Here is a 26,573-nt window from a genome sequence, read left to right on the forward strand (position 1 = left end):
GGCCCATCGACCGAGCGGCAGCCGCGGATCGATGCCGTAAGTTTCCTCACATGTCTAACGACACCGCACTCTTTCTGGGCCAGTTCCTGCGCTCCCCGGGGACGATAGGCGCGCTCGCACCCAGTTCCCGGCGGCTGGCCGAGGCGGTAGCCGCCCCGGTCCCGGAACGCGGAGAGCCGGTCGTGGTCGAGCTCGGCCCCGGCACCGGCCCCTTCACGGCCGAGATCCAGCGCCGCCTGTGCGGGCGGGGACACCACCTCGCCATCGAGCTGAACGACCAGCTGGCCGGGCTGCTGGCCGAGCGGTACCCGCTGGTGGACGTGGTCCGCGACGACGCCGCCCGGCTGCCGGAGCTGCTGGCCGAGCGCGATCTGACCCGTGCGGACGTGGTCGTCAGCGGCCTGCCGTGGGCCGCCTTCCCCAACGCCTTGCAGCGGCAGCTGCTCGGCGCGGTGTGCACGTCGCTGGGAGCCGGCGGCGCCTTCACCACCTTCTCCTACATCCACGCGATCCCGCTCAGCGCGGCCCGGCGCTTCCGCGCGCTGCTGGCCGAGCGCTTCGAGGAGGTCATCCCGGGCCGCACGGTGTGGCGGAACGCCCCGCCGGCGTTCGTCTTCCACGCGCGCCGGCCGAGGCCCTGACCGCGGGGCCTCGACCTCGAACAGAACTTCTTTCTAGGATGGCGCGATGGACTTCACGCTTCCGGAAAGCGCGCTGGCCGTCCAGCGCGGCATCGGCGACATCTGCTCCCGGTACGACATGGATTACTGGCAGCGCTGCGAAGCCGAGAAGCGGTGGCCGGAAGAGGTGTGGGCGGAGCTGGCCAAGGGCGGCTGGCTCGGCCTGGCCGTACCCGAGGAGTACGGCGGCGGCGGGCAGGGCCTGCTGGAGCTGGCCGTCGCCACCGAGACGCTGTCGGCCTCCGGGTCGGCGGGCGGCTCGGCGTTCACCTACGTGCTCACGCCCGGCTTCGGCGCGCTCACCCTGGCCCGGCACGGCAGCGCGGCGCAGAAGGCCGAGCTGCTGCCGAAACTGGCCACCGGCGAGATCGAGACCTGCTTCGCCCTCACCGAGCCGGACGCCGGCTCCAACTCCCTGGCCATCACCACCTCCGCCCGCCGCGACGGCGACGAGTTCGTGATCAAGGGGCAGAAGATCTGGATCACCGGCGTGCAGCGCGCCACCTGGATGCTGCTGGTCACCCGGACGATCCCGGCCGCCGAGGCCGGGCCCCGCACCAACGGGCTGACCGTCTTCCTGGTCAACGTGCCGGACGCGGTGGCCGCCGGGCAGCTCAGCTACCGCCCGATCCCCAAGATGGGGGCCAACACCACGCCGTCGAACATGGTGTTCCTCGACGACCTGCGGGTGCCCGCGAGCGCGGTCGTGGGCGGGGTGGACCAGGGCGCGCTGGTGTTGTGGGACATCCTCAACCCCGAGCGCATCCTGCTGGCCGCCTCCGCCCTGGGCGGGGCCGAGGTGGCGTTGCGGGTGGGCGTGGAGTACGCCAAGCAGCGGGAGGTCTTCGGCCGGGCGATCGGCGCCAACCAGGCGATCGCCTTCCCGCTGGCCCGGGTGAAGGCCAAGATCGAGCTGGCCCGGCTGATGTTGTACAAGGCCGCGTGGTCCTTCGACCGGCAACTGCCCTGCGGCACCGAGGCCAACATCGCCAAGCTGACCGCCTCCCAGGCCGCGTGGGAGGCGGCCGACGCCGCGTTCCAGACCCACGGCGGCATGGCCTACTCCCTGGAGTACCCGGTCGCCCGCCTGCTCACCGACGCCCGGATCGGCAAGGTCGCCCCGGTGACGGAGGAGCTGCTGCTGAACTACCTCGCCACCCAGGTGCTCGGCCTGCCCCGGAGCTTCTGAGCGCCGGATGGAGGACTAGAAGGCCGGCGGCCGCTTCTCCCGCACCGCCCGGACGCCCTCGCGCACGTCCTGGCCGGTGAAGCCCAGGAACTCCATCGCCAGCGAGGCGTCGAAGGACGGACCGGCCAGCCGCAGCCAGTTGTTCAGCGAGTACTTCGTCAGCCGGATCGCCTCCTGCGACCCGGCGGCGAGCTTGCCGGCGATCTCCAGGGCCGTCTCGTGCACCCGGTCGTCGTCCACGCACAGGCTGACCAGGCCCATGCGCTCGGCCTCCTCGCCCGAGACGGGCTCGCACAGCAGCAGGTGGTACTTGGCCTTGGCCATCCCGCACAGCAGCGGCCAGATGACGGCGGCGTGGTCGCCCGCGGCCACGCCGAGACGGGTGTGGCCGTCGATGATGCGCGCGGTACGGCCGGCCACCGAGATGTCGGCCAGCAGCGCCACGGCCAGCCCGGCGCCCACGGCGGGACCCTGGATGGCGGAGACCACCGGCTTGGCGCAGTTGAGCACGTTGTAGACGATGTCGCGGGCCTCGTGGAAGACGCGCAGCCGGGTGGCGTGGTCGGCGGTCATCTCCTCGATCATCGACAGGTCGCCGCCGGCGGAGAACGCCTCGCCCTCGCCGCGCACCACGACGGCGCGGACCGCGTCGTCGCGGTCGATCTCCCGCCAGATCTCGGCCAGCTCGCGGTGGCCGGTCATGTCCACGGCGTTGCGGCGGCGCGGCTCGCTGATGGTTACGCGCAGCACGCCGTCGGCCGGCATGTCGGTCTTGAGCTTCTCCAGCCGGTAGGTCACGGGCCCAGGTCCTCCCGCAGCCGGGCAGCCACGTACTCGCGGGCCTCGATCGCCTGGTCGAACAGGCCGGGCAGGCCGAAGAAGCTGTGCACGGCGCCCTCGAACCTGCGCACCTCGACCGGCACGCCGGCCTCCGCCAGGCGCTCGCCGTACCGCTCGCCCTCGTCGCGCAGCACGTCGCAGCCGGCGCTCACGACGGTCGCGGGGGCGAGCCCCGCGCAGGAGGGCAGGCGCAGCGGGGACAGGGCCGGGTCGGCGGGGTCGGCCCCCGGTGCGTACTGCTCGAAGAACCAGGCCATCTCGGTGGCGTCCAGCCCGAAGCCCTTGGCGAACTCGCGGTAGCTGGGCGTGTCGAGCGCGGCGTCCATGACCGGATAGATCAGGCACTGATGGGCCAGGCCGAGGCCCGCGTCCCGCGCCTGCCAGGCGGCCACGGCGGCGAGGTTGCCACCGGCGCTGTCGCCGATGACGGCCACGCGGCCGTTGCTCTGGTAGAAGGCGGGGCGGGCGAAGACGTCGCGGAGCACGGCCCAGGCGTCGTCGGCGGCGGCCGGGAAGGCGTGCTCGGGCGCCAGCCGGTAGTCGACCGAGATCACCACGGCGCCGGTGCGGATGGCCAGGTCGCGGCCGAGGGCGTCGTTGCGCTTGACGCTGCCGAAGACGAAGCCGCCGCCGTGGAAGTAGACGACGGTCGGCAGGGCGTCCTCGCCGCGGTCGGCGCGGTAGATGCGGACGGGCACGCCCTCGGCGCTCTCGTCGCGCACGAAGGGCAGGTGGGTGATGGGCCCGCGCTCGGCGGCCAGGGCGTCTTCCGCGCGCATCCGCTGGATGGCGCCCAGATCGAGCGTGCCCGGGTCGACACCCAGGTCCGACGGGTAGCGCGCGACGTAGTCCCGCGCCTGGGGGTGCAGCGGCATGATCCGAAGCCTAGCGGGCCGCCTCCACGAGCGCATCGAAGAGCTTGATCTCCTCGGCGCGTTCCGGATGCCATTGCACGCCGACGCCGAAGCGGTGCCCCTGTAGCTCGATGCCCTCGACGATCTGGTCGTCGGCCCAGGCCACGGCGAGCAGCCCCGAGCCCAGGCGGCGCACCGACTGCACGTGCGGCGCGTTCACCTCGACCGTGTCGCCGACGGCCTTGCCGAGCTTGCTGGAGACGCTCACCTGGATGACGTGGGTGCCCTGCTCGCCGTGGCGGTCGTGATCGAGCACCTCGGGCAGCCACGGGATCAGGGTGCCGCCCTGGGCGACGTTGAGCACGTGCATGCCGCGGGCGACGGCCAGGATCGGCACGTCGGCCTGGACGGCGGCGCGGGCCAGGGCGAGCTCGAAACGGTCGCGGTGGACCTGCGGCTCGGGCACGCGGCCGTCGTCGTCCTCGCCGTAGTTCTGGGGACCGACCTCGACTCCTCCCGACAACACGATGCCGCCCAGCCCGCGCACGTAGTCGTCGATCGCGTGCAGGCCCAGCGGCGGCAGGATGACCGGCGCACCGCCCGCGCGGGTGACGGCCTTGGCGTACGAGGGCGGTGAGAGGACCGCCTCCCTGACCCAGTCGCCCCAGCGGGCGGCCTCGAAGTAGGCGGTGATACCGATCAGGGGTCGAGACATGCGATCTCCAGGGAGTTGGGGCCTCAAGCCCCATCATGGCGCACACCATTTCGGTTATGTCGGCTCTCCCGGAGATCCCGTTCTGTCACTTCTATCCCCGCCCGATTCACGCCGCCGGCCGTACGTCCGCTGTTGATCCACTTTTCAGCCGTACGGCGCGGCCGCCCGGTCACCGGTGGGCGGCCAGGAGGTCGCGGGCGGCGCGGGCGAAGGCGAGCACGCGGGCGGTGCCGCCGCCCGAGCGCCACATGAGCCCCCACTCGACCGGCGGCGCGTCGGCGAGGAGCACGTACGCCACGTCGGGGCGCTGGTAGTAGCGGCGGGTCTGGGCGCCGACGGGGAAGACGCCGCGCCCGGCGCCGACCAGCGTGAGCGCCTCGTGCAGGGTGGCGGCCACCGGGCCCGGCGTGATCCGGCGGCCCGCGGGGGTCTGCCGCGGGGTGCGCTCCTCGCGGTGGGACTCGGGCACGCTCTCGGGCAGCCGCAGGACGGGGACCCGGGCCAGGTCCTCCACGGAGACGCCGTCGCGGCGGGCGAACGGATGCCCGGCGGGCACGGCCAGCATCCGCGCCTCGCGCACCAGCACCGGTCCCGCGACGACACCGGCCGCCTCCATCGGGAAGGCGGTCAGCGCCAGCTCGGCCACGCCGTCGCGCAACCAGGGGACGACCTCGCCGAGCTGCGCCTCGACGATGCGCACCGCGCAGCCGGGCTGGCGGCCGGAGAACTCCCCGGCCGCGCCGGCGACGAGCTGCCCGGCCGCCGCGCCGACGAAGGCGACGGTCAGCGTGCCGGTGATGCCCCTGCCCGCCTCGGCCGCGCGCTCCATGGCGGCCCCGATCAGCTCCCAGGCGGGCCGCAGCTCCTCGTGCAGCTGACGGCCCACCGGCGACAGCTCCACCCGGCGGCTGCTGCGCTCGAACAGCGGCACGCCGACGCGCCGCTCCAGCTTCTTGATCGTCTGGCTGACCCGGGCGGTGGTCACGTGCAGCCGCGCCGCCGTACGGCCGAAATGCAGCTCCTCGGCCAGCGTCAAGAAGGCTTCGAGCTCGTATTTCTCCAGCATGCGCCACCCCGGACCGTTAATTCTCGCTTCACGAGCGTTGCACAGAGCCGCATTGATGGCGAGAGCGTTCCACAACAGGATGACCCGCATGTATGTCACCGATACCCGCGTATCCGCGGAACCCCGCGACTTCCTGGAGATCACCGACGCCCTGCACCGGTTCGCGCTCGGGCAGGACCTGAAGGACAGGGAGCTGTTCGCCTCCGCCTTCGCCGAGGACGCCGTGCTGGACTTCGGACCGGCGTCGGCGGCGTGGGGAGGCAGCGCTCCGGAGATGTCGGGCCGGGAGGCGATCGTCGCCACGATCCTGGAGTCGTTCACCGGCCGGGTGGAGACCACGCACCAGGTCACCAACCCCCGTGTCCGGGTGGACGGCGACCGGGCCCGGCTCACGGCGCTGGTCGAGGCGCAGCACCTGCTGAGCGCCGACCGGGGCGTCCACGCGTTGCTGAAGAACCTTTACGACGTGGAGCTGGTGCGTGAGCCGGGCGGCCGGTGGCTGATGAGCCGGGTGGTCATCGCCAACCTGTGGTTCACCGGGGATCCGGTGGCCGTCTTCGGCTGAAGGCGGGCCGTACGTCACAGACGGACGGGCGGGGCGGCGACGGGACCGCCGGGATATGTCCGGCGGCCAGCGACATATCCGGGAACCTGGGGAACAGCGCGGGCAGGGCCACCGCCGCCTCTATCAGGGCCGGCGCGGCCCCTAGGCACAGGTGCGGGCCACCGCCGAACGCCAGGTGGCGGCGCTGGTCGCGGGTGATGTCGAAGCGGTCCGCGCCGGGCAGGGTCGCGCCCCACCGCGTTGTAGGGCCCCAGGATGGCCTCGCCCGCCGGGATCGTCACGCCCGCCGGCGGGTAGCGGGCCATGAAGTCACCGATCGGCGCGTCCCGGCGCTGACGGCCCAGGCCCGCACGCCGCCGGGCGGCATCACCCGCACGACCGGCCCGGCCTCCCGGAGCCGCGCGGCCTCGCCGTGGTGGTCGGATCCGGTGGGGTCAAGGGCGAGGTGGTCCATCAGCAGTCTCCGAACACGACCGGGAGCGCCGCCGGGCAGCGGGTCCACGGAGGGGTACGGGGTCAGCTCCGGGCGCACGTCGGGCAGCAGGTGCAGGGCCGTCTCCACGGCGGTCCGGGTGATCACGCGGGCGGGCACGGGCGCCGGGCACACGTGCGGCCCCGCGCTCCAGGCCAGGTGGGCCCGGTTGCCCAGCTCGATCGCCGGGGCGGCACCAGCCCTCGCGCAGGCGGTGCCGGGCCCGGCCGGTCGGTGGGCGCGCGGATCGGCTTCTCCGGTCAGCCCCTACGGCTGGACGCGTGGTCCTTGTAGTCGCCCTGATCCGTCATGCCCTGCGGTCCGGGGTGCTGAGGTTCCGCTCCCCGATCTTGATGACCTGCGCCCGCATCTGCTGGGCGATCAGGCGCGGGTCCACGACCGGCTCGGTGATCACCACCAGGTGGGAGCCGGTGCCCGCCGACCGGGCGAACAGGTAGCCGCCCTCGAAGCCGGCCATCAGCTCCCTGACCGCGCCGCCGTCCCGCCCGAACTCCCTGCCCACGTTGTGCGCCAGCGACTGCAGCCCGGAGCAGGCGGCCGCCAGCCGGTCGGCCACGTCGCGCGGGGTCTTGGCGGAGCGGGCCTTGAGCAGCCCGTCGGAGCTGAGGACGACGACGTGCCGGACGCCGGGCACCCAGACGACCTCGCCGATCATCCAGTCCTGGTCTTGCTGCATCCGTTCCTCCGTCATCAGTCGTCGTCGCCGGGTTCGGTGTCGGCGTCGTGGTCGAAGAAGGCGGCCATCCAGGCGCCTGCCTGCTCGGGCGTCGGCCCATCCGGCGCCGGCTCGCCCGTCGCCGGCCCGCCCGGCGTCTCCGGGCCGGTCCCGGCGTCGCCGCCGTCCCGACCGGCCGCCGGGGACGCCTCGTCCGGGTCCTCCCCAGGTGCGGTCGCCGGGCGCCCTGCCGTACCGCCGGGCCTCTTGGACGTGCGGCGCGGCAGCTCCGTCGCGGCGGACGGGGCGTGCGGCTTTGCCCGGGGTACGGCGACGCGAGCCGTGCTGGGCGGCGGCGCCGGCACCGGTTCCAGGGGCTCGACCAGCTCCGACGGCACGGGCACCACGGCCCGCACTCCCCCGTACGGCGAGGGCAGCAGGTCGGCCAGGAATCCGTGGCGGCGCACGTAGTGGCCGACGACCGCCAGGCCCGCCTGCGGGATCTCGCCCATCTCGCCCACGCCGACCGGCAGGCGGCCGGAGACGACCTCGCGGGCCTGCTCCAGCCGGTGCTCGTCCATGCCGACGCCGCCGTCGTCGATCTCGATGACCGCGCCCCGCTGGACGTTGCGGACGGCGACCAGCACGGTGGTGGCCGGCGGCGAGGACTGGGTGGCGTGGGCCGGCAGTTCGGCGACCAGGTGGATGAGCGGCTCGACGACCTTGGCGGCGGCGGCCGTGTCGGGGTCGCCGGAGACCTCGACCCGCTTGTAGGCGACGATGCGCGCCGCGGCGGCGCGCACGACGTCCACGAGCGCGAGCGGGCTGGGCCACTGCCGTCCCGGCCAGTCACCGCAGAGCACGGCCAGGCTCCGGGCGTGGCGGCCCTGCTGGGCGGCGGCGTGGTCGGCCTGCATGCCGGCCTCGAGCACGTCCGGGCCGGCGGGGTGCCGATCGGCCAGGAGGGAGACGGTCTCCTGGATGCGGTGCGCGTAGGTCTGCGCCCGGCGGGCGAGGGCGGCGACGGCCAGCCGCAGCGATTCCCGGCGTTCGCGGTCCTGTTCGGCGTCCTCGGCGAAGGCGGCCGGCGCGGCGAGGATCGGCAGGGTCAGGGTGACGGGCCAGAGCCACTGCGCCGGCTGGAGCGAGCGAGGGGAAGGCATGACGACCTTTGCATGGAGGGGTGGCGGGTTCACACCAAGATCCGATTATTCCGATTCAACACGATCAGTCAATGCGGCTTGCACTGTCTGTCAGGTATACGCCAAAGATTCATCTTGCCCTGGTTTGTAGGTATTTCGGATGCTTTGATGGCGGCTGGAGCCCCCGCCTTGCGGGAATTCGGACCGCCGGATTGACACTCCCGCAGGCCGGCGATCCGTGCGCCCGAAATAGGAAAGAATGCGAATACGACTAACTTTCACCTTCCCCTCCGCGCCCCCAAAAGCAAATGAATGCAGAAAATAACGTTACCGTTACGGATAGTTGTGGTTAGCACCGTATTGAGGGGAAACGGTTGTGGACCCCGGAAGGTGATGCCAGACTCGACAGCGAGTGAACGGCCGAGCCGGGGCCCGCCGGACGCTCGACACCCGGAACCGTCAGGGAGGTGAACAACACGACCGGAATACGATTCCGGCCAATAAGTGGGGTCAGCTAAATGACGTTGAATCCGCGCCTTGTCAAGGAGAGTTTCTCCGTCGTCGAACCGGTGGCCGGCAAGGCCGCCGCCTACTTCTACGGCCGGTTGTTCGCCGAGAACCCGCACCTGCGCGGGATGTTCCCGCCGGCCATGGACGTCCAGCGCGAACGCCTGTTCGGCGCCCTCACCCGCATCATCTGGAGCCTGGACAGCCCCGGCGGCCTGGCCTCCTACCTCGGCCAGCTCGGCCGCGACCACCGCAAGTACGGCGTGATCGCCGAGCACTACACCGCCGTCGGCAACGCCCTGCTGGCCACGATCCGGCGCTTCGCCGCCGAGGTCTGGACCGCCGAGATCGAGGCCGCCTGGATCGCCGCCTACACCGCGGCGGCCAACCTCATGATCGAGTCGGCCGCGGCCGACGAAGGCGCCTCGCCCGCCTGGTGGCTGGCCGAGGTCGTCGACCACGAGCGGCGCACCGAGGACATCGCCGTCCTCACGCTCCGGCCCGGCCAGCGCCTGCCGTACCTGGCCGGGCAGTACGTCAACGTGCAGACGGCACGCTGGCCGCGCGTGTGGCGGACCTTCTCCATCGCCAACGCGCCCCGGCCGGACAACACGATCCGCCTGCACGTGCGCGGGGTGCCCGGCGGGTGGGTCTCCACCACGCTGGTCCGGCACACGCGCATCGGCGACACGGTCATGCTCGGGCCGCCGATGGGCACGATGACCGCCGAGGACGACGCCGGGAGGGACCTGCTGTGCGTGGCCGGAGGCACCGGGCTGGCGCCGATCAAGGCGATCGTCGAGCACGTCATCGCCTCGGGGCGGCGGCCCCACATCCACCTGCTGTTCGGGGCGCGCACCGGCGCCGAACTGTACGACCTGCCCGACCTGATCCGGCTGGAGTCGTCCTTCCCCTGGTTACGGGTGCTTCCCGTGGTCTCCTGCCAGCCGTCCTGGGACGGCATGCGCGGCTACCTGCCGGAGGTCACGCGGCGCTTCCACACCTGGTCCGACCACGACGTCTACGTCTGCGGGCCGGCGGCGATGGTCAACGAGACCGTACACAGGCTGCAGGCCGACGGCGTGCCGCCGGCGCGCATCCACCGCGACGTCGCGCACGCCGAGTGGTGAACCCCACCGGACAGGGGCCTCAACCGGGAGAACGCCTCACCGGAAGAAGGCCATCGTCTCCTCGTCGTTGGGCCAGAACGTCTCGATGGCCAGCTCCGATGCCGTCACGTCCACGGGGGTGCCGAAGGTCGCGATCGTGGTGAACATGGACAGCACCCGGTCCCCGTGCCGGATCCGGAACGGCAGCAGGATGTCGGCCGGGCTCGGCACCACGGCCACGTTCAGCTCGATCCCGGGATAGCGGTAGCCCGCGATCTCGTCGTGCAACTCGGTCAGCCGCCCGTCCCCGGTGACCTCGGCCTGGCGCCGCAGCCCGGGCAGCAGGTGGGCGCGGACCTCGGCCAGGTTGAGCAGGCGCCCGCCCATGGCCTCGGGGTGCAGCGACAGGCGCATGATGTTGACCGGGTCCTTCAGCAGGTGGTCCGGCACGCCGTCCATGAACATCGCGGCCGCCTGGTTGGCCGCCACCAGGTTCCACGCCAGGTCCACGACCACCGCCGGGTACGGCTCGTGCCCGGCCAGGATCTTGTCGAGCGCCTGCCGTACGACGTCCATCTCGGGACCGGCGACGTCGCGCTCGCGGAAGACCGGCGCGAACCCGGCGGCCACCAGCAGCCTGTTGCGGTGCCGTAGCGGCACGTCCAGTTCCTCGGCCAGTTTCATCACCATCTCGCGGCTCGGCCGGGCCCGCCCGGTCTCCAGGAAACTGATGTGCCGGGCCGACACCTCCGCCTCGATGGCCAGGTCGAGCTGGCTCACCCGGCGGCGCTGCCGCCAGGATCTCAGCAGGTCTCCGAATGACTCTTCATGCATAGCGATGGCGCCCATAGCCCGGAATCTACCGATCGCAGGGAAGGATCACGATTACCCCGGAGGTAGTCCTCCTCGGTGGGCGAGGGGTGGCGCCGTCACGTCTGCCTGATCCGCTTCAGTACCTTGCGCCCGCGGGCCAGTGTGGTGCGGGCCTGGTTGAGGTCGCCGGTCGTGCCCGCCTTCTCCGCCTGCGCCCTGGCCTGCTCGTAGGCGTCCAGGACACGATGCCAATCGGCCGCGCTCGCCTGGCGGTCGTCGGCCGCGTCGATCTCCTCGCCGAAGCGCGTCACCTGCTCACCCAGCTCGGCCTTGAGCTCGGCCAGCCGGGCCGCGGCCCGGTCGTCACGCTCACGCCGGGCACGGCGGCGTCTGGCCCTGCCCCGGGCGATGCCGTACACGATCAGGACCAGCACCCCCGCGAAGACCCCCCAGAAGATCTTCCAGCCGAGCGCGAGCGTGGCGTGCGAGCCGGACAGATCGGCGCCGGTGTCGCCGCGGCCCAGGTCGAGGCCGGTGACGTCGGCGCCGGTGAAGCGGGCCCCGGACAACATCGCGCTCTGGAAGCGGGCCCGGGTCAGCGTGGCGCCGCTGAAGTCGGCCCTGCGCGCATCGGCGCTGGTGAAGCGGGTATCGGTGAGGTCGGCCCCGGTCAGCCGGGCGCCCTCGAGCTTGCCGCTGACGAACTGGGCGCCGCTGAGCCGGGCGCCGCTCAGATCGGCGCCGGTCAGGTAGCGCAGCGAGGCGCCGGCGGCCGAGACCCGGCGCAGGAGCGTCTTGCGCATCTTGACCGAGGACAGATCGGCGCCCTCCAGCCGGGCGCCGGTGAGGTTGGCGCAGCTCAGATCGTCGGGGAACTCGGTGACCTGCGAGAAGTCCTGCCCGGAGAAGTCGGGGCCGCTGCCCGGCGCGCAGTCCCCGGGCGCCTCCGGCAGGTGGGCGGGCATGCCTTTGCTGCCGGCCAGGTTGAACCCGCGCGAGCCGCGCAGGTCCACCCGGCTGATGACGGCTCCGGTGAAGGTGGCGCCGGTCAGGTCGGAGCCGTCCAGGCGGGAGTGGGTCAGCACCGCGCCGTCGAAGACCGTCCCGGTCATCGTGGAGGTGTAGAGCATGACCTCGCTCAGATCGGCACCGCGCAGGTCGGTGCCGATGAGCAGGCTGTCGTACATGACGGCCCGGGCCAGATCGGCCTTGCTGAAGTCCGCCTCGCGGGCGTCCGCGCCGTACATCGTGGCCGACACCAGGCTCGCCCCGCTCAGGCGGGCGCCGTCGAGCTGGGCGGAGTGCAGGGTGGCCCGGTCCATCTCGGCGTGGCGGAAGTCGGCGCCCTCCAGGCGCGCGCCGTACAGTTTGGCGTCTTGCAGCCGCGCCTTGGTGAACAGCGCCGAGCGGGCGTCGGCGCCCGACAGGTCCGCTTCGGTGAGGTCGGCGCCGCGCAGGTCGGCCCGGTAGAGCTTGGCCGGCAGGCGCACGCCGGCCAGTTTCGCGCCCCGCAGGTCCGCGCAGCTCAGATCCGCCGGAAGGGTGGCGCGGGTGAGATCACGACCCGCCAGGTCGGCTCCGCTGCCGCGCGCGCAGGCGCCGGCGTGGGCGGTGCCGGTGAACAGCAGGCCGGTGAAGGCCAGGGATAACACGAGAAGTGGGGCGGCCAGACGCATGGCGGCAGCATAGGGCGGGCGACTTGCAGCCCGGTTGCCCCCGGCTCGCCGGGAGCAGGCGTCAGCCGGCCGAGGGCGGGATCCGATGCCAGAAGTCGCAGTTGTGCTGCCGGGAGATCTCGGCGGTCATCCGGCTGTCCCCGGCCGGGAGCAGGGACATCTGGGCCTCGTTCCCGGAGGAGAACGGGGTCCATCGCGGGGTGCCGTCCACGGTGGGGTCGCCGGTGCGGGCGAAGCCTGTCCACTGCGCGGCGAGCTGTGCCTGGAAGGCCCGCTGATTGGCGTTCAGGGCGGCGTTGCCGGGGAACAGGTAGCCGAGCTCGCCGACGTGGAACGCGCCGGCCGGCATCGTCGTGTCGACGAAGGGCAGCGGTGGCGGGTTCGTGTCGTCGAACCGGTAGGCGTAGACCGGCACGTGCCGGGCCAGGCGGCGGCCGATGAGCAGCGCCGGGCAGACGGAGTTGGCGTCGGCGAGCATGGTCCGGGAGGCGAGGTACGGCGAGGGCTCGGGGAAGCGGGACAGCGGATAGCGCTTCAGCACCTCGGGCGCGTGTGACCCGTACTGCCGGCGCGCCAGGTCGGCGAACTCGGCGGGCGTCCTGGCAGGGGGCGTCTGGGTCTCGTCCCTGGCGACGCCGTGGATGACCGGGACCGTGTTGAACCGGCCGGCGGCGAACGCCTGTCCCGGCGACATGGTCAGGGTCCTGCCGTCGACGATGGGCGCGAGCGTGCCCTTGCCCGGCCCGAGCCCGTCGCCCGCGTCGTCCAGCAGCCTCTGCACCGGCACCCGGCGCAGGCAGGCGGCGACGTCCGCGCTCCGGTCGCATCCGGCGGTCGCGGCGAAGCGGTCGCCGGCCTGCTGCGCCTCGGCCTGCGAGGGCAGCCTGGCCGCGCAGTCCTGCGGCTGCCACGTGGTGTTGACGCCGCGCAGCGCGTTGTACTCGCCGCTCTGGGCGATGCCCTTGTGGAACAGCCCGCGGGCGGTGGGCGAGGCGAGGTTGGCGCACACGCTGGAGCCTCCGGCCGACGGGCCGAAGATGGTGACGTTGCCCGGGTCGCCGCCGAAACGGGCGATGTTCCGGCGTACCCACCCGAGTGCGGCCTGCTGATCCTGGATCCCGTAGTTCCCGGCGTGCGGGCCGAAGTCCCTGTGGGACAGGAAGCCCAGAATGCCCAGCCGGTATCCCATCTCGACCTGGACGACCCGGCCGGAGGTGGCGAGGTGGGTGCCGTCGGAGGGCGCGCCGAACCGGAAGCCCCCGCCGTGCAGCTGCACCATGACCGGCAGCGGGCGGCGGCCGGCGTTCCCGGGCACCCGGACGTTCAGCTTCAGGCAGTCCTCCACGGTGGAGCCGGGCCTGATGCCGGGCAGTTGCGGGCAGGCGCTGCCCGGCTCGGTGGCCTGGAGCGGCGCGGTCCAGCCGGGGTGGGGCGTCGGCGGTTTCCAGCGCAGGTCCGCCAGGGGCGGGGCGGCGTACGGGATACCCAGCCAGTTCGTGATCCCGTCGCCGGCGATGCCGCAGACGGGTCCGCCGTCGGTCTGCACGAGGGTGCCGCCGGAGCACGCCGGCGCAGCGGCGGAGGCCGTGCTCGCCCCGGGCGGCGCCGTGCTTCCGCCGGCGGCGAGGGCAAGGGACAGGGTCAGCGTCAGGGTGGTGCCGAGCCTCATGGTGATCCTCCGGGACATGTCAGCGCGAAGTCTGGTTCCCTGATCAATGTGGCGATAAAGGGGCTGGCACCGCACACAACATCATTTCCGACCCGCCGGGTCAACCTGCGACGGGCGGACGCGGGGTTCAGGGCAGGAGGGAACCCACGCGCTTGACCGTCCGGAGGACCGGCGCCGTCTCGAGTTCGCGCACGCCGGTGAGCGGCGCCACCCGCTCGGTGAGGTAGCGGTAGAGGTCGCCGATGTCGCGGCAGGTCACCCCGGCCATGAGATTTGGTGGGGCCGGTGGTGGCGGCCACGACGTCGGCCTCGGGATGGGCGGCCATCGCGGCGCCGACCGCGGCCAGGGCCGTCGGCCGCCCCCTGCGCCGGCAGGAGCTGTCGCCGGAGCAGGAGCGGGCCCGGCTGCCGGCCGACCCCGGCTTTTCCGGCGCCTTCGTCGGCGAGCTGCTCGGCGGCTACGCCACGATGGCGGCGTCCGCACCCCCGGCCGTCACCTCCGCGGTGCCCGGCATCACCGGCAGCCCGGCCACGCCGATGCGGGTGTGGGCCGCCGGGCACGCCGCGGACTTCGGCGGCGGCCAGGGGTGAAGACGGCCTCGATCGTGAAGCTGCGGCAGGCCGGTGCCCCCGCGTGAAGCGGCTTGCCGCTCACTCCGACGATCTCGGCGCCCGCCTGCGGCAGGTCCTGCCGGCTAGCGGGGAACGGTGTTCCACTTGCCGCCCGCGTAGTACTGGAAGCCCTTCTGCCGGCCCGACGTCGCGGGGCCGCACACGTCGGTCGTGCTCCAGGCGTTGGAGCTGCCCGCGCCCGTCCTCTGCTCCCCGTACCGCCAGTAGGTCCCCACGCCGGAGTCACAGACGATGTAGGCGCGGAAGACGTACGCGCACGGGTTGCTGTCGATGTGGGCCTGGGCGTAGGGGACGTTGTAGTACGCTTCGCCGAACTTCACGTTCTTGTAGTAGTAGGAGGCCGTTCCCCGCGGGGCGGCGCAGGCGGCGGCCTCGGCGTTTCCGGTGACTCCTGCGGGATCCACGGAGGCGGACGCGCTTCCGGCCGCCGCCACGGCTGCCGCGACGGCCAGACCGGCCGAGGCCAGGATCATGCGAGTGCTCTTCATCGGGTTGAACTCCACTACTTCGGGCTAGCGAGTCGTATCGCCACGGAGAATCCGTGGTCGCCGAGAACGCTAGGCCCGCGCTGTTGGGAATCCGTTGGGCGGGCGTTGGGCCCGGCCGTGAGGAGCCCGGCGATGCGATCGGCCTCCGGCAGAGCGTGCTGCGCCAGGGCGAGTTCGTGGGCGCGGCGCAGGCAGGCGGTGGCTTCGGCGGGGCGGTTCAGCGCGGTGAGGCTCTCGGCGCGCAGGCACAACGCGCGTCGTTCCAGCACCGGGTCGCCGATGAGCCGCAGGTCGTCGATGAGGCGCCGCGACACCTCTTCCGCCCGGGCGTACCGGCCGGCTCGCAGCGTGGCGCGGGTGCTGCTGAGCATGACCATGAGGGAAACGCGCCGGTTGACGGCCGCCAGGGCCGCCGCGCGGTGCAGAAGCGGGTCCGGGTCACCTCGATCGCGGAGGGCCAGGTGCGTGAGCAGGATGGCCTCGACGACCGCGTCACCCGCCCGGGAGGCGATCGAGCGGGCCTCGGCCAGTTTGGCCAGGCCGGGTTCGAGGCGGCCCAGGGCGATCTCGGCGCTGGCGAGGTTGCTCAGCGCCAGTGCCTTGAACGGGCCGTCTTCGAGCTGGGGAAGAGCCCGATTCAGCAGGGCGACGGCCCGGGTGTGGTGGCGCTGGACGGCGGCGACCGAGCCCAGCGACACCAGCATCGCCGTCACGCCCCGTTCCTCTCCGTGCTCCCGGCACGCGCGCAGGGCGAGCAGTGAGGTCTGCTGCCAGTCGGCGAACTGCCCGTGGATCTCGAACAGCCGCACGCCGGTCAGCGCCAGATCCCAGCAGATCTCCGCGAGTCCGAGGTCGGCGGCCTGGCGGATGGCGGCCAGCAGCGTGGCGTGCTCGGCGGCCAGCCAGGTCATCGGATCCTCCGGCAGGATCTCGCCGCGGGGCTGCCATGGCGGGCTGTCGCTGTGCAGGAGCCGGAATCCGCCCTGGTACTCGCGCAGGTAGGCGTCCTTCGCCAGCGTCAGCAGGCATCTCAGGAACCGCTTCAGCGCGGCGTCCTGGCTCGGCCCGGCGCCGGCGCGTTCGCGGGCCAGCAGCCGGACGAGGTCGTGGAAACGGTAACGTTCCTGCCCGGCGCCGTCGACTCCGTCCGGTTGCAGCAGCTGCCGCTCGGCCAGCCGCTCCAGAAGGTCTCCGCCCTCGCCCACGGGGACGTCCATGACGGTGGCGGCCATCCAGGCGGTGAAGCTGGGGGCCTGCAGCAGCCCCAGCCGTTCGAACAGCGTCCGTTCGGTCTCGGGCAGGCACCGGTAGCCGGCTTCGAGGGTGGCGCGCACGTCCAGCTCGCCGGCCCGCAGCTCGTCCAGCCGCCGTTCTCCGGCCAGGCGTACGGCCAGCGTCTCCGCCGTCCAGCCGGGCCGGGTCAGCAGCCTGGCGCCGGCGACGCGCAAGGCCAGGGGGTGCCGGGCGCACAGCTCGGCCAGCGGGCTGGCCCGAGCCGGGTCGATGCGGGCGATCCGGCCGATCAGCAGCGCGGCGTCGGCGGGCGGCAGCACGTCGAGCCGGATGGGTAACGCCCCGGCCTCGGCGACGAGGTGCTCGAACCGGCTGCGTCCGGTGATCACCGTCACGCTGCCCGGAGCGCCCGGCAGCAGCGCTCGCACCTGGGCGGAGCCGGAGGCGTTGTCGAGGACGACGAGGATTCGGCGCCGGGCGAGCATCTGCCGGTACAGTGCGGCCCGAGCGTCGTGATCTTCGGGGATGATCGCGGCTCCGAGCGCGGCGAGGAAGCGGTGCAGGACTTCGGCCGGCGTCTGCTCGCCGAGGTCGGCGTACAGGTGGCCGTCGGGGAAACGGTCTTGGGCGCGATGGGCCCAGTGCAGCGCCAGGCCCGATTTGCCGACCCCGCCCACGCCGCTGACGACGGCGATGCCCGGCGGGCCCGCCAGCAGCCGGTCCAGGGCCGCCAGTTCCTCTGCGCGTCCGGTGAAGGCGTGCACGTCCGGGGGCAGCAGGCGCGGCGCGGGATCGGGGCGCAGCAGCTCCTCGTGCAGGCGGCGCAGCGCGCCGCCCGGCTCGACGCCCAGTTCCTCGCGCAGCCTGCGGCGGGTCTGCCCGAACAGCCGGAGCGCCTCGCCGCGGCGGCCGGCCGCCGCCAGCGCGCGCAGCCGCAGCTCGGCCAGGGACTCCCGCAAGGGGTGGGCGGCCGCCGCGGCGGCCAGGTCGCCCGCGCATTCGGCCGAGCGCCCGAGCGCCATCATGGCCCGCGCGCGTGCCTCGACGGCCTGCAGGCGCAGCTCCTGCAGCCTGGCGGCCTCGGCCCCGACTTCTTCCGGGTCAGGCAGGCCGCCGTACGGAGCCCCGCGCCACAGGAGCAGGGCGCGATCCAGCAGGACAAGCGCCTGCTCGGCCGGTTCGGCGCCCGCCCGCCGTACGAGATCGGCGAAACGCTCCGCATCCAGCTCACCCTCGTGGGCCCTGAGCAGATAGCCGGAGTCCCGGCGGATGAGCCGGTCTCCGACGGTGGCGCGCAGCCTGTGCAGGTGCCAGCGGAACGTGCCGGGTGAGGGCGGGGTGAGCGGCCACGCCGCCTCGGCCAGGACGTCGGCGCGCACCGGCCGGTTGGCCTGGCACAGCAGCACGGCCAGCAGGATCTGCTGTTTGCCGGCGGCCACCGGCTCGCCGTCCACCGTCATCGCGCCGAGCACCCCGAAGTCCACCCGACGATTATGGAGGAGATCGAGCTGGATGACGGGTGCCCGTACTCCCCCTGTCGTAAGGCCCGGCCGGTGGCTGATCCCCGGGCGGTAGCGGCGGATGCCCTCTGTGCGGGACGCCGCCGGCCGGCGGCCGGACGATGATTGCCGGTCATGAGAACCCCTGCCAGGTATATCCACGGTGCGGCCCTGCTGGCCACCGGACTGCTCGCGGGTGCCTTCGGGTACGGCGCGGCCAACGTGATCCCCACGTTCGGAGCCGTCGCGCTGGATGTGCGCCTGACCTTCCACACGACGATGATGACGATGAACGAGCCGGTCATGCAGAGCGCGATGGCCCTGGCGATCCTTTCCACCTTCGGCCTGGCGATCGCCGCCCGCGGCCCGGCCCGGCGGCTGGCGCTCGGTGCCGGGGCGCTGGCGCTGACCTCACTGCTGATCACCGTGTTCGGCAACATCCCGCTGCATGCGTACTTCCGGAAGTGGGCCGCGGGCCCGGTCCCCGACGGGTATGCCGAGATCTTCCAGCGGTGGGAGCTGTTCCACACCCTGCGGACCTTCACGGCGCTGATCGCCTTCGTCCTGATCGTCGCCGTCGCCGTCGTCGCCCGGCCCTCCGCCCGGCGGACGGCGCCCGTCTCCGGTGGCGCAGTTATGACATGACCGAAACTGCCATCACCAGGACTTGTCGGCGCATCTCCACCTTGATCGACTCTCTCTGTCAGGAAGAGAGGGAGACAAGCATGGTAGGCAGAACGTTGGTCGCGGCAGCCGTCCTCGCGGCGGCGCTGGCCGCGACCCCGTCGGCTAGCGCCGAACCACCCCCCACCGGCACTGCCGCCGCCAAGAGCGTCACGCTGGTCACCGGCGACCGGGTGAGCGTGGACGGCGGGCGGATCACGTTCACGGCCGGTCCCGGCCGGACGAAGGTCCGCTACATCACCGAGGGCACCAAGGACGACTGGACGCTCATCCCGCTCGACGTCGCGGGCGACGTGGCCAGGGGCGTGCTCGACCGCAATCTCTTCCGGATCCCGCAGCTGATCAAGGACGGTCTCGGCGGCAAGGAGCTGCCGCTGATCGTGCAGTACCGCCAGGGCGCGGCGCCGATGACAGCGCTGTCGGGCGCCCGTTCGCTGGCCGCCATCAACTCCCTGGCCACGGCAGGCGCCCGCTGGGCCCAGCTCGGCCAGGACCGGAGCGTGCAGAAGGTGTGGCTCGACGCGCCGGTCAAGGCCACGCTCGACCGCAGCGTGCCGCAGATCGGCGCCCCGGAGGCGTGGCGGGCCGGGTTAACCGGCGAGGGCGTGAAGGTGGCCGTCCTGGACACCGGCGTCGACGACCGCCACCCCGACCTGGCCGGACGCGTGGACGCGGCGGCCAATTTCAGTGAGAGCGCCGACGCCGTGGACCGCGACGGCCACGGCACCCACGTGGCCTCCACCATCGCCGGCCAGGGCGTGGCGGGCACGCCCGGCCGCAAGGGCGTCGCGCCGGGCGTCCGGCTGCTCAACGGCAAGGTGCTCGACGACGGAGGCGGCGGCTACACCTCCGACATCATCGAGGGCATCGAGTGGGCCGCCCAGCAGGGCGCCAAGATCGTCAACATGAGCCTCGGCGCCCCCGACCAGGAGGGCCTGGACCCGCTGGAGCAGGCCGTCGAGCGGTACTCCGCCGAGCGCGACATCCTCTTCGTCATCGCGGCGGGCAACGAAGGCCCCCGCGCGGGCAGCCTGGGCAGCCCCGGCAGCACCGACGCGGCGCTCACCGTCGGCGCCGTGGACTCCGCCGACAAGCTCGCGGACTTCTCCAGCCGTGGTCCCCGGGCGGGCGACTTCGCGCTCAAGCCCGACCTGACCGCTCCCGGCGTCACCATCGCCGCGGCCAAGGCGGGCACCGGCGAGCACGTGCGGATGTCCGGAACCTCGATGGCCACCCCGCACGTCGCGGGCGCCGCGGCCATCCTCGCCCAGCAGCACCCCGGCTGGACCTCGCGCGAGCTCAAGGCCGCCCTCATCGGCTCGGCCAAGACCGGTTCCAGCGTCTGGGAGTCCGGCACCGGCCGCCTCGACGTGGCCAAGGCGGTACGGCAGAGCGTCACCGCCGACGCGGGCACGGTCGCCTTCGGCCGCCTGCGCTGGCCGTACGAGGACAAGCCCATCGTGCGCACCCTCACCTACCGCAACGCCGGCACCGCCCCCGTCACGCTGAACCTCGCCCTGGAGGCCACCGATGCCGCGGGCAAGGCCGCGCCGCAGGGCGTGTTCGCGCTGAGCGCCGCGCAGGTCACCGTCCCGGCGGGCGGCACCGCCCCGGTCACCGTGACCGCCGCGCCCTCGGCGGCCTCCACGACCGCGTACGGCGGGCGGATCACCGCCTCGGCCGAGGGAGTGACCCTGTCGACGCTGGTCAGCTTCGCCAAGGAGCCCGAGAGCTACGACCTGCACGTCAAGCTGATCGACCAGCTCGGCACCGTCCCCGACGACGCCGAGGACTTCATGCCGATGACCCTGATGCCCGAGAGCGGCGGCCCGCTCATCCAGATGGGCATCAACCACGGCGACAGCGAGGGCCCGATCCGCGTCCCGGCCGGCCGCTACCTGGCCTACACCGTCATGCGGACCCAGTTCCCCGACGGGCACTCCGAGCTCGGCGTCGTGCCGATCACCGGCCTGGAGGTGAAGGCCGATCGCGAGGTCGTCTTCGACGCCAGGACCGCCAAGATGATGGAGGTCGCGACCGACCGGCCGGACGCCAAGACCGCCGGTGAGGAGTTCGTGCTCTTCCAGAAGCGGCAGGACGGCCAGGAGTGGGCGGCGGGCTTCTCCATCGACCGCTTCTCCCTGCCGCGCAACGTCTCACCGGACCCGCTGCGCTTCCGCGTCGCGCCCACCGCCGCCAAGACACCCGGGTTCCGCTTCGAGAAGTTCACCCAGCTCGCCGCCCAGGGCTCGGACGGCACGTTCGCCGACAGCCCCTACGTGTACAACCTCCTGCTGCGCAAGGACGGCCTGGTGCCGGGAGAGCTGCGCATGCGCGACCGCGAGCTGGGCAAGGTCCGCGCCGACCTCGCCACCCTGCGGGCGGGCGCCACCGGCGCACCGGGCGCCGGGCCCGCGGAGGGCGGGCTGCGCGGCGAGGGCTATGCGGGCTGGAGCCAGGTGGTCACCGCCCTGCCCCTGACCCAGACCTGGTACTTCACCCCCGGCATCCCCTGGGAGCGCACCTTCGAGACGATGCCGAACGGGCGGATGCACCAGACGATGGAGTACGCCGACGCCCGCACCTACCGCGCCGGGCGGCAGGAGCGCGAGCGGTGGAACTCCGCGGTCGTGGGCACGGCCCTGCGTGAGAGCACGCTGGTGACCAGGACCGATGCCGCGATCAAGGTCGGCAACCTGCCTCTGTGGCACGTGGCGGGAGCCGACCGCGTCACCGGCAGCAGCGAGTACGGCACCGGCACCACCACGCTGCTGCGCGACGGCAAGGTCGTCGCGACGGCCGGCAAGGTGCCCAACTTCACCGTGACCCTGCCCGTCGCGCCGGGCTCGGGGCGCTTCCAGCTCCGCGTCGAGGGCACCGCCGACCCCGTGGCCACGGAGCTGTCGGCCAAGGTCACGACCGAGTGGTCGTTCACCTCGGCGGGCGCGGGCCCGGTGCCGCTGTTCGTCCTGCGGGCCGAGCCCGAGCTCGATCTGAACAACGCCACCCGCCCCGGCCTGATGGCGCTGCCGCTCCGGCTGGAGCGCATGCAGGGCGCGACGAAGCCGATCACCAAGGTGACCGCGGAGTTCTCCGCCGACGGGAGGTCGTGGCACCGGGCCGCGGTCGTGCCGGCGGGCCGTGACTCCTGGCGGGCGCTGCTGCTGAACCTGCCGCACACGGGCGGCTCGGTCTCCCTGCGGCTCACGGCGCGCGACAGCGCGGGCGCCACGGTCAGCCAGACCGTCGAGCGCGCCTTCCGGGTGCGCTGACACCCGGGGCTGATCCGGTGGAACCGCAGCTCCGCCGGATCAGCCCCGCGGACATGGATGGACGGCTGCGCGGCAGCCGATACGGGGTGGATGCATGAGGCACCCAGGATGGCCGGAGTACGCCTGACGGCGTGCCTCGCGTGCCGCAGGGCGCGCGGGCAGGACCACCGAAGGGTGCGACGATGCTCAGCACTCGTCATCTCTCACGCGCCGCGCTGACGCTGGCCGCGACCGTGTGCCTGACCGGCCTGCCGGCCGCGGCCGGCACGGCGGGCGGTACGGCGGGCGGTACGGCGGGCGCGGCGGCGGAGCCGCCGGCCTGGAAGAGATGCGCCACGACGGCCAAGGACTGGCCCGTCGCCGACGACCCCGGCACCGAATGCGCGATGCTGACGGTCCCGATGGACCATGCGAACCCGCAGGGCCGGACGATCAAGATCGCGGTGAGCCGGCTCAAGGCCGCCGACCCCGGCAGGCGCCGCGGCGTCCTGGTGATCAGCCCCGGCGGCCCCGGCATCTCCAACATCACCGCCCCGGCGTCGTACGCGGCCAACGGCCTCGGCACGCTGGCCGCCGACCACGATCTGATCGGGTTCGACCCCAGAGGCGTGGGCTACAGCGACAAGATCAATTGCGAGGAGGGTTCCGCCGGGGAGCCGCCGCCCGGCGCGTCCGCCAAGGCCAGGGCGAAGGCCGCCTTCGACCAGATGGCCGCCTCCAACAAGCGGTGCACCGCGATGGACCCCGCCTTCGCCCGGCAGCTGACCACCACGAACATCGCGCGTGACGTCGATGCGATCCGCGTGGCGCTCGGCGCACCGAAGATCAGCTTCTACGGGGTCTCGTACGGCACCGCCGTGGGCCTGACATACCGGTCGTTGTTCGACGACCGGGTGGAGCGGATGTGGGTGGACTCGGTGATGCCGCCCGTCCTGGACCTGGCCGCCATGGACGGCGTCACCGACGCGGTCGGCGAGAAGTCCTTCGAGGGGTTCCTCACCTGGCTGGCCGGGCGCGACGGCGAGTACCACTTCGGCACCACCCCCGCCGCGGTCCGCACGACGATCTTCGCCCTGCGCGACCGGCTCGACCGCAAGCCGCTGGTGGCCGGCAAGAAGACGTCGCTGGACGGCGACTGGGTCAGGGCGCAGCTCGGCGCGGACGCCGGCGGCTGGGCCTCCTCGGCCAGGGATCTGGCCACCGTCCGTGAGGGCGGCATCCCGCAGTCGGCGCGGCCGGGCCCGGACGCCGCGCAGGTGTTCGGCTTCGACGACGCGCCGATGGGCATGAACACCACCCAGTACAACGCGATCTTCTGCAACGAGGGAACCGGCGGGCGCGACTTCGACCGGGTGTGGGCGGATGCGCAGGATCGCCGCCGGCGCTTCCCCGGCACCGGCGGCAAGATCGAGTTCAGCAGCTGGTGCGCGGGATGGCCGTGGCCGGCAACCCCGTGGCAGCCGGTCAAGGGGAACAGCCCGCTGCAGTTGTCCGGCCACGTCGGCGAATCCGTCACCCCGTACGCCTGGGCCGTGGACGCCGCGAAGGCCGTCGGCGGGACCCTGCTGACGATCCAGGACGGCGCGCACGGCTCGCTGGCCCGGCTGCCCTGCGCCGCCAAGGCGATCGACTTCTTCCGTACCGGCCGCACCAGCGGGGGCACCTGCCCCGGCCTCCAGTGACCCCGCCCCCTCCCACGAACGGACCTGAGATGCGCAGACTTCGGCGAATCAGCGTGGCGCTCGCCGCCGCCCTCCTCTGCCTGTCGCCGGTGACGCACCCGGCGCAGGCCGCGACCGCGGACCTGGCCGGCAGCGTCAACGTCAACGGCTGCTCGGGAGGGCTGGTACGGATGCCGGCCTCCACACCCGACGACCCGGCCCTCGTCATGACGAACGGGCACTGCTACGAGGGCGCGTGGCCGGTCCCCGACGAGGTCCTGGTGGACCAGCCCTCCCACCGCCTGGTCGAGCTACTCGGCGCCGACGGCAAGCCCGTGGCCGCCCTGCACGCCGCCAGAGCGCTCTATGTGACCATGACCGGCACCGACCTCGCGCTGTACCAGCTCGGGACGACCTACCGGCAATTGGAGCAGGACCACCGGCTGCGGCCGCTCACGGTCTCGGCGCGGCGCCCCGAGCCGGGCAGGAGGATCCGGGTGGTCTCCGGCGGCCTGAAGAAGGTCTACTCGTGCGCCGTCGACCGGCTCACGTACCGGGTCCTGGAGTCGGGCTACATGACCAAGGACGTCCTGCGCTACACCTCGGCCTGCAAGACCGGCCCCGGCACCTCGGGCTCGCCGGTCGTCGACGCGGCGAGCGGCGAGGTCGTCGGGATCAACAACACCAGCAACCGCGAGGGCGGCACGTGCACGCTGGACAACCCGTGCGAGATGAGCCGCGACGGCGTCATCACCGCCCGTAAGAGCGCCGCCTACGGCACCCAGACGTACTGGCTCACCACGTGCGTCGCGGCGGGAAACAAGCTCGACCTGAACCGGCCCGGCTGCCTGCTGCCCCGGCCCGGCCTGTCGGCCACCGGGCGGTGAGGGGTCAGCGGGCGGTGAGGGGTCAGCGGGCCAGCCGTACGAACGCGGCCGTGGACGGCACCGCCCGTTCGTTGACCACGAACAGCATGTACACCCCGGGCGGGGCCGCCGCCGGATCGGCCGGCAGGCGGACGCGGGTGCGCCAGCGGGAGTCCGCCCCGGCCGCGGAGTCGCGGACGTGCTCGGTGGCCGTCAGGACGATCAGCCGCTGGCCGGTGTTGAACCCGTGCGTGACGGCCCCGGGCCGGACCAGTTCGACGGTGATCGCCTCCAGGTGACGGCCCCGGGTGTGGACGTCGACCTGCTGGCCGTACCCGAGACGGTCGAGCGGGACGGCGGCCGTGACCCGCTCGATCACCGGTGGGGCGCTGCGCCACAGGTACGGCGGCAGGAACCGCTCGGCCTGCGTGTGCGCCTGCGTCCAGGGGCGTCCCCGGCGGTCGGTGCCGGGGCTGAAACCACCCGTGCTGCCCATGGCCATGACGCTCGCGTCGGGCAGCAGGAGCGTGGTGCTGTGGTAGCGGCGGTCGAGCCGGGCGGCGGCCATGGGCCGGAAGACGTTGGCGTCCGGGTCGTAGAGCTCGGCCTGCCGTACGGCGTCCTCGGGGATGCTGTGGTTGGCCCAGCCCCTGCTCACGCCGCCGGTGACGAGCACGGTGCCGTCCGGCAGGATCGTGGCGTCGCACAACATGCGCGGGTGCCGCATCTCGGGGCCGGGGCGCCAGCCGGGTTGCGCGGTGAGGTCGGCGTCGCGGCGGTAGCCGAAGAGCACCGTGGAGCGGGTGGCCGCGGCGTCGTCGTCGAGCCGTTTGTGGTCGGTGACGCTCTCCTCCTGGCCGCCGGCGACCAGGACGGTGTGAGCGGTGTCGCCGTCGCGGAAGGGCAGCAGGACGGCCGAGCCGTAGTGGGGGTAGCTGCGCGAGCCGGTGCCGGGCATGTCGTAGCGGCGGCCGGCGCGGGCGAGCGGGTGGCGCCGGCCCGGTTCGTAGGCGTAGAGCCAGCCCCGGTTGGCCTCCTGCAGGAAGAGCACCCCGCCGGGCGTGCTGCCGGGCAGGGTGAAGGCGGCGGGATAGGTGGCGAGGGGGCGTTCACCGGGCAGGCCGGTTCTGTCGGTGAGTTCGGGCAGGCGGTCGCCCAGGTGGATGAAGGCGTCGCCGCGCTCGTCCAGGAGCTCGTAGGTGTTGTGCAGGTTCTCGTAGAAGCGCAGGAAGATCGACTCGATGCCCTGGGTGAGTGCGGCGGCGGCGCCTGACAGGACGAGCGGCCGGCCGTCGGGCATGGTCACCACCGTGGGGTACCAGCGGGCTTCGCGCAGCCGGATCTCCGGCCGGGTCCAGCCGCCGGCGGCGATGCCCGGGTTGTAGATATGGATGAAGTTCGCCTCGGGGAACAATCCGCCCACGTGTCCGCCGGCGGTCAGCAGCCGGCCGTCGGCCAGGTGCGCCTGGCCGACGCAGAACAGGTTCTCGGGGCGCAGGCCGGACTCCTCCTCGCTGCGTGCGCGGGTGACCATGCGGGCCAGGTCGAGCGCGCGGATCTCCACGTTCCTGACGTTGGCGTAGTCCCACTGGTCGAAGCGGTGGCCCTCGTGCTCGATGAACCTGACGGCGCCGGCGGCGTCCCGGCTGCGCGGCGGCGACCACATGACGATCTCGGCCGCCCTGCCGGGCGCGCCCATCAGCGCCGCGTGGACGGCCACCACGCCCAGGTCGAGCGGGCTGCCGCCGGGCCCGCCGCCGGTCCAGGCGCCGCCGGGCGGCTCGATCCACACCTCCACGCGCAGGCGGCCGTGGCGGGTGGTGACGATGACGACGTCGCCGGGCTCGCGGGGGCCTCCGACGGCGGTGGGGGTGATGGTCGGGCTCCAGCGCAACGGGGCGCCCGTCGGCCCGCCGACCTGCCCGCCGGCCTCTCCCCCGTCGATCAGGACCCGGCCGCGTTCGGCCCGGGCGGTGATCGCGGTGGAGGTGGTGTCGCGGGTGGAGCCCAGGTGGAGGGTGTGTCCGCCCTGGCCGAGGACGAGATGGACGGTCACGCCGTACCGCAGCAGGCCGGGGTCGGAGACGTCGATGAAACCGGGCCCCGCTCCGCATCCGGCCAGCAGCACGGCCGCGCCCGCGCCCGCCAGCAGCCGGCGCCGGGACAGCCCGCCCGCCCGCGCGGTCAAGGGAGGCTCATGCATCGTGGTGTTCCTTCCTGCCGGGAATCGGTCGTACGCCTCCACAGTTCGGGTGTCCGGCGGC

Annotated in this window: 23 protein-coding genes; 9 read left to right on the top strand and 14 right to left on the bottom strand. The window is 73.1% G+C overall.

The window, feature by feature from the left end:
• Positions 1–50 precede the first annotated feature (50 nt).
• Both FVE25_RS47460 and FVE25_RS47465 read left to right on the top strand, forming a co-directional pair.
• A complete protein-coding gene (locus tag FVE25_RS47460; RefSeq protein ID WP_157254130.1) occupies positions 51–641 on the top strand; it encodes a class I SAM-dependent methyltransferase in 591 nt (196 codons plus the stop codon).
• A 46-nt stretch (positions 642–687) separates the two neighbouring features.
• Positions 688–1,869 carry an acyl-CoA dehydrogenase family protein gene (locus FVE25_RS47465; RefSeq protein ID WP_157254131.1) on the top strand — a complete coding sequence of 394 codons (1,182 nt, stop codon included), beginning with the start codon at positions 688–690 and terminating at the stop codon, positions 1,867–1,869.
• A 15-nt stretch (positions 1,870–1,884) separates the two neighbouring features.
• Here the strand turns inward: FVE25_RS47465 and FVE25_RS47470 are convergent, their stop codons facing one another.
• The 4 genes from FVE25_RS47470 to FVE25_RS47485 form a co-directional block, all read right to left on the bottom strand.
• Positions 1,885–2,667 (bottom strand): enoyl-CoA hydratase/isomerase family protein, encoded by a 783-nt coding sequence (locus FVE25_RS47470; protein WP_246268620.1) that lies wholly within the window; start codon positions 2,665–2,667, stop codon positions 1,885–1,887.
• Positions 2,664–3,584: an alpha/beta hydrolase gene (locus tag FVE25_RS47475; protein WP_157254132.1), complete on the bottom strand. Its 921-nt coding sequence runs from the start codon at positions 3,582–3,584 to the stop codon at positions 2,664–2,666. Before FVE25_RS47475 ends, FVE25_RS47470 begins: the two co-directional genes overlap by 4 nt.
• Before the next feature lie 10 nt (positions 3,585–3,594).
• Positions 3,595–4,278, bottom strand: coding sequence for a gamma-glutamyl-gamma-aminobutyrate hydrolase family protein (locus tag FVE25_RS47480; RefSeq protein ID WP_157254133.1), 684 nt, complete (start codon positions 4,276–4,278; stop codon positions 3,595–3,597).
• A gap of 169 nt (positions 4,279–4,447) precedes the next feature.
• A complete protein-coding gene (locus tag FVE25_RS47485) occupies positions 4,448–5,344 on the bottom strand; it encodes a LysR family transcriptional regulator (RefSeq protein ID WP_157254134.1) in 897 nt (298 codons plus the stop codon).
• Positions 5,345–5,432: 88 nt separating this feature from the next.
• On the opposite strand from FVE25_RS47485, the gene FVE25_RS47490 reads away from it, so the two are divergent.
• Entirely contained in the window at positions 5,433–5,909 is a 477-nt protein-coding gene (locus tag FVE25_RS47490; RefSeq protein WP_181019943.1) for a nuclear transport factor 2 family protein, read from the top strand.
• Between the two features lie 277 nt (positions 5,910–6,186).
• Here FVE25_RS47490 and FVE25_RS54745 read toward each other — a convergent pair whose 3' ends face one another.
• The 3 genes from FVE25_RS54745 to FVE25_RS47510 form a co-directional block, all read right to left on the bottom strand.
• Entirely contained in the window at positions 6,187–6,501 is a 315-nt protein-coding gene (locus tag FVE25_RS54745; RefSeq protein WP_219825973.1) for a cytochrome P450, read from the bottom strand.
• A gap of 187 nt (positions 6,502–6,688) precedes the next feature.
• Positions 6,689–7,078, bottom strand: a complete 390-nt coding sequence (locus tag FVE25_RS47505) for a roadblock/LC7 domain-containing protein (RefSeq protein WP_157254137.1) — start codon at positions 7,076–7,078, stop codon at positions 6,689–6,691.
• Between the two features lie 14 nt (positions 7,079–7,092).
• Positions 7,093–8,220, bottom strand: a complete 1,128-nt coding sequence (locus tag FVE25_RS47510; protein ID WP_157254138.1) for an ATP-binding protein — start codon at positions 8,218–8,220, stop codon at positions 7,093–7,095.
• 497 nt (positions 8,221–8,717) lie between these two features.
• On the opposite strand from FVE25_RS47510, the gene FVE25_RS47515 reads away from it, so the two are divergent.
• Positions 8,718–9,836, top strand: a complete 1,119-nt coding sequence (locus tag FVE25_RS47515) for a globin domain-containing protein (RefSeq protein WP_157254139.1) — start codon at positions 8,718–8,720, stop codon at positions 9,834–9,836.
• A 36-nt stretch (positions 9,837–9,872) separates the two neighbouring features.
• Here FVE25_RS47515 and FVE25_RS47520 read toward each other — a convergent pair whose 3' ends face one another.
• The 4 genes from FVE25_RS47520 to FVE25_RS56660 all read right to left on the bottom strand — a co-directional run bounded on the left by FVE25_RS47520 (position 9,873) and on the right by FVE25_RS56660 (position 14,232).
• Entirely contained in the window at positions 9,873–10,664 is a 792-nt protein-coding gene (locus FVE25_RS47520; RefSeq protein ID WP_181019945.1) for a helix-turn-helix domain-containing protein, read from the bottom strand.
• Positions 10,665–10,744: 80 nt separating this feature from the next.
• A complete protein-coding gene (locus FVE25_RS56655) occupies positions 10,745–12,304 on the bottom strand; it encodes a pentapeptide repeat-containing protein (RefSeq protein ID WP_157254140.1) in 1,560 nt (519 codons plus the stop codon).
• A gap of 61 nt (positions 12,305–12,365) precedes the next feature.
• Entirely contained in the window at positions 12,366–13,973 is a 1,608-nt protein-coding gene (locus tag FVE25_RS47530) for a carboxylesterase/lipase family protein (RefSeq protein ID WP_157254141.1), read from the bottom strand.
• Between the two features lie 127 nt (positions 13,974–14,100).
• The gene (locus FVE25_RS56660; protein ID WP_281367980.1) at positions 14,101–14,232 is read right to left on the bottom strand and encodes a hypothetical protein; all 132 of its coding nucleotides are present in this window, start codon (positions 14,230–14,232) and stop codon (positions 14,101–14,103) included.
• 29 nt (positions 14,233–14,261) lie between these two features.
• Between FVE25_RS56660 and FVE25_RS47535 the strand changes: the two genes are divergently transcribed.
• Entirely contained in the window at positions 14,262–14,564 is a 303-nt protein-coding gene (locus FVE25_RS47535; RefSeq protein ID WP_157254142.1) for a hypothetical protein, read from the top strand.
• 104 nt (positions 14,565–14,668) lie between these two features.
• Here the strand turns inward: FVE25_RS47535 and FVE25_RS47540 are convergent, their stop codons facing one another.
• Together FVE25_RS47540 and FVE25_RS47545 are read right to left on the bottom strand one after the other, a co-directional pair.
• The gene (locus FVE25_RS47540) at positions 14,669–15,094 is read right to left on the bottom strand and encodes a hypothetical protein (RefSeq protein ID WP_157254143.1); all 426 of its coding nucleotides are present in this window, start codon (positions 15,092–15,094) and stop codon (positions 14,669–14,671) included.
• 14 nt (positions 15,095–15,108) lie between these two features.
• Positions 15,109–17,811 (bottom strand): AfsR/SARP family transcriptional regulator, encoded by a 2,703-nt coding sequence (locus FVE25_RS47545; protein ID WP_157254144.1) that lies wholly within the window; start codon positions 17,809–17,811, stop codon positions 15,109–15,111.
• Between the two features lie 150 nt (positions 17,812–17,961).
• On the opposite strand from FVE25_RS47545, the gene FVE25_RS47550 reads away from it, so the two are divergent.
• The 4 genes from FVE25_RS47550 (at position 17,962) to FVE25_RS47565 (ending at position 24,330) form a co-directional block, all read left to right on the top strand.
• Positions 17,962–18,471: an anthrone oxygenase family protein gene (locus FVE25_RS47550; protein ID WP_157254145.1), complete on the top strand. Its 510-nt coding sequence runs from the start codon at positions 17,962–17,964 to the stop codon at positions 18,469–18,471.
• Positions 18,472–18,551: 80 nt separating this feature from the next.
• The gene (locus FVE25_RS47555) at positions 18,552–21,782 is read left to right on the top strand and encodes a S8 family peptidase (RefSeq protein WP_181019946.1); all 3,231 of its coding nucleotides are present in this window, start codon (positions 18,552–18,554) and stop codon (positions 21,780–21,782) included.
• A gap of 182 nt (positions 21,783–21,964) precedes the next feature.
• Positions 21,965–23,464: an alpha/beta fold hydrolase gene (locus FVE25_RS47560; RefSeq protein ID WP_157254147.1), complete on the top strand. Its 1,500-nt coding sequence runs from the start codon at positions 21,965–21,967 to the stop codon at positions 23,462–23,464.
• Positions 23,465–23,493: 29 nt separating this feature from the next.
• A complete protein-coding gene (locus FVE25_RS47565) occupies positions 23,494–24,330 on the top strand; it encodes a S1 family peptidase (protein WP_219825974.1) in 837 nt (278 codons plus the stop codon).
• Positions 24,331–24,352: 22 nt separating this feature from the next.
• On the opposite strand, the gene FVE25_RS47570 is transcribed toward FVE25_RS47565, so the two are convergent.
• Complete coding sequence (locus FVE25_RS47570; RefSeq protein ID WP_157254148.1) at positions 24,353–26,512, bottom strand: galactose oxidase-like domain-containing protein; 2,160 nt, start codon at positions 26,510–26,512, stop codon at positions 24,353–24,355.
• Positions 26,513–26,573 lie beyond the last annotated feature (61 nt).

Origin of the sequence: Nonomuraea typhae, assembly GCF_009760925.1 — a bacterium.
Lineage (GTDB): Bacteria > Actinomycetota > Actinomycetes > Streptosporangiales > Streptosporangiaceae > Nonomuraea > Nonomuraea typhae.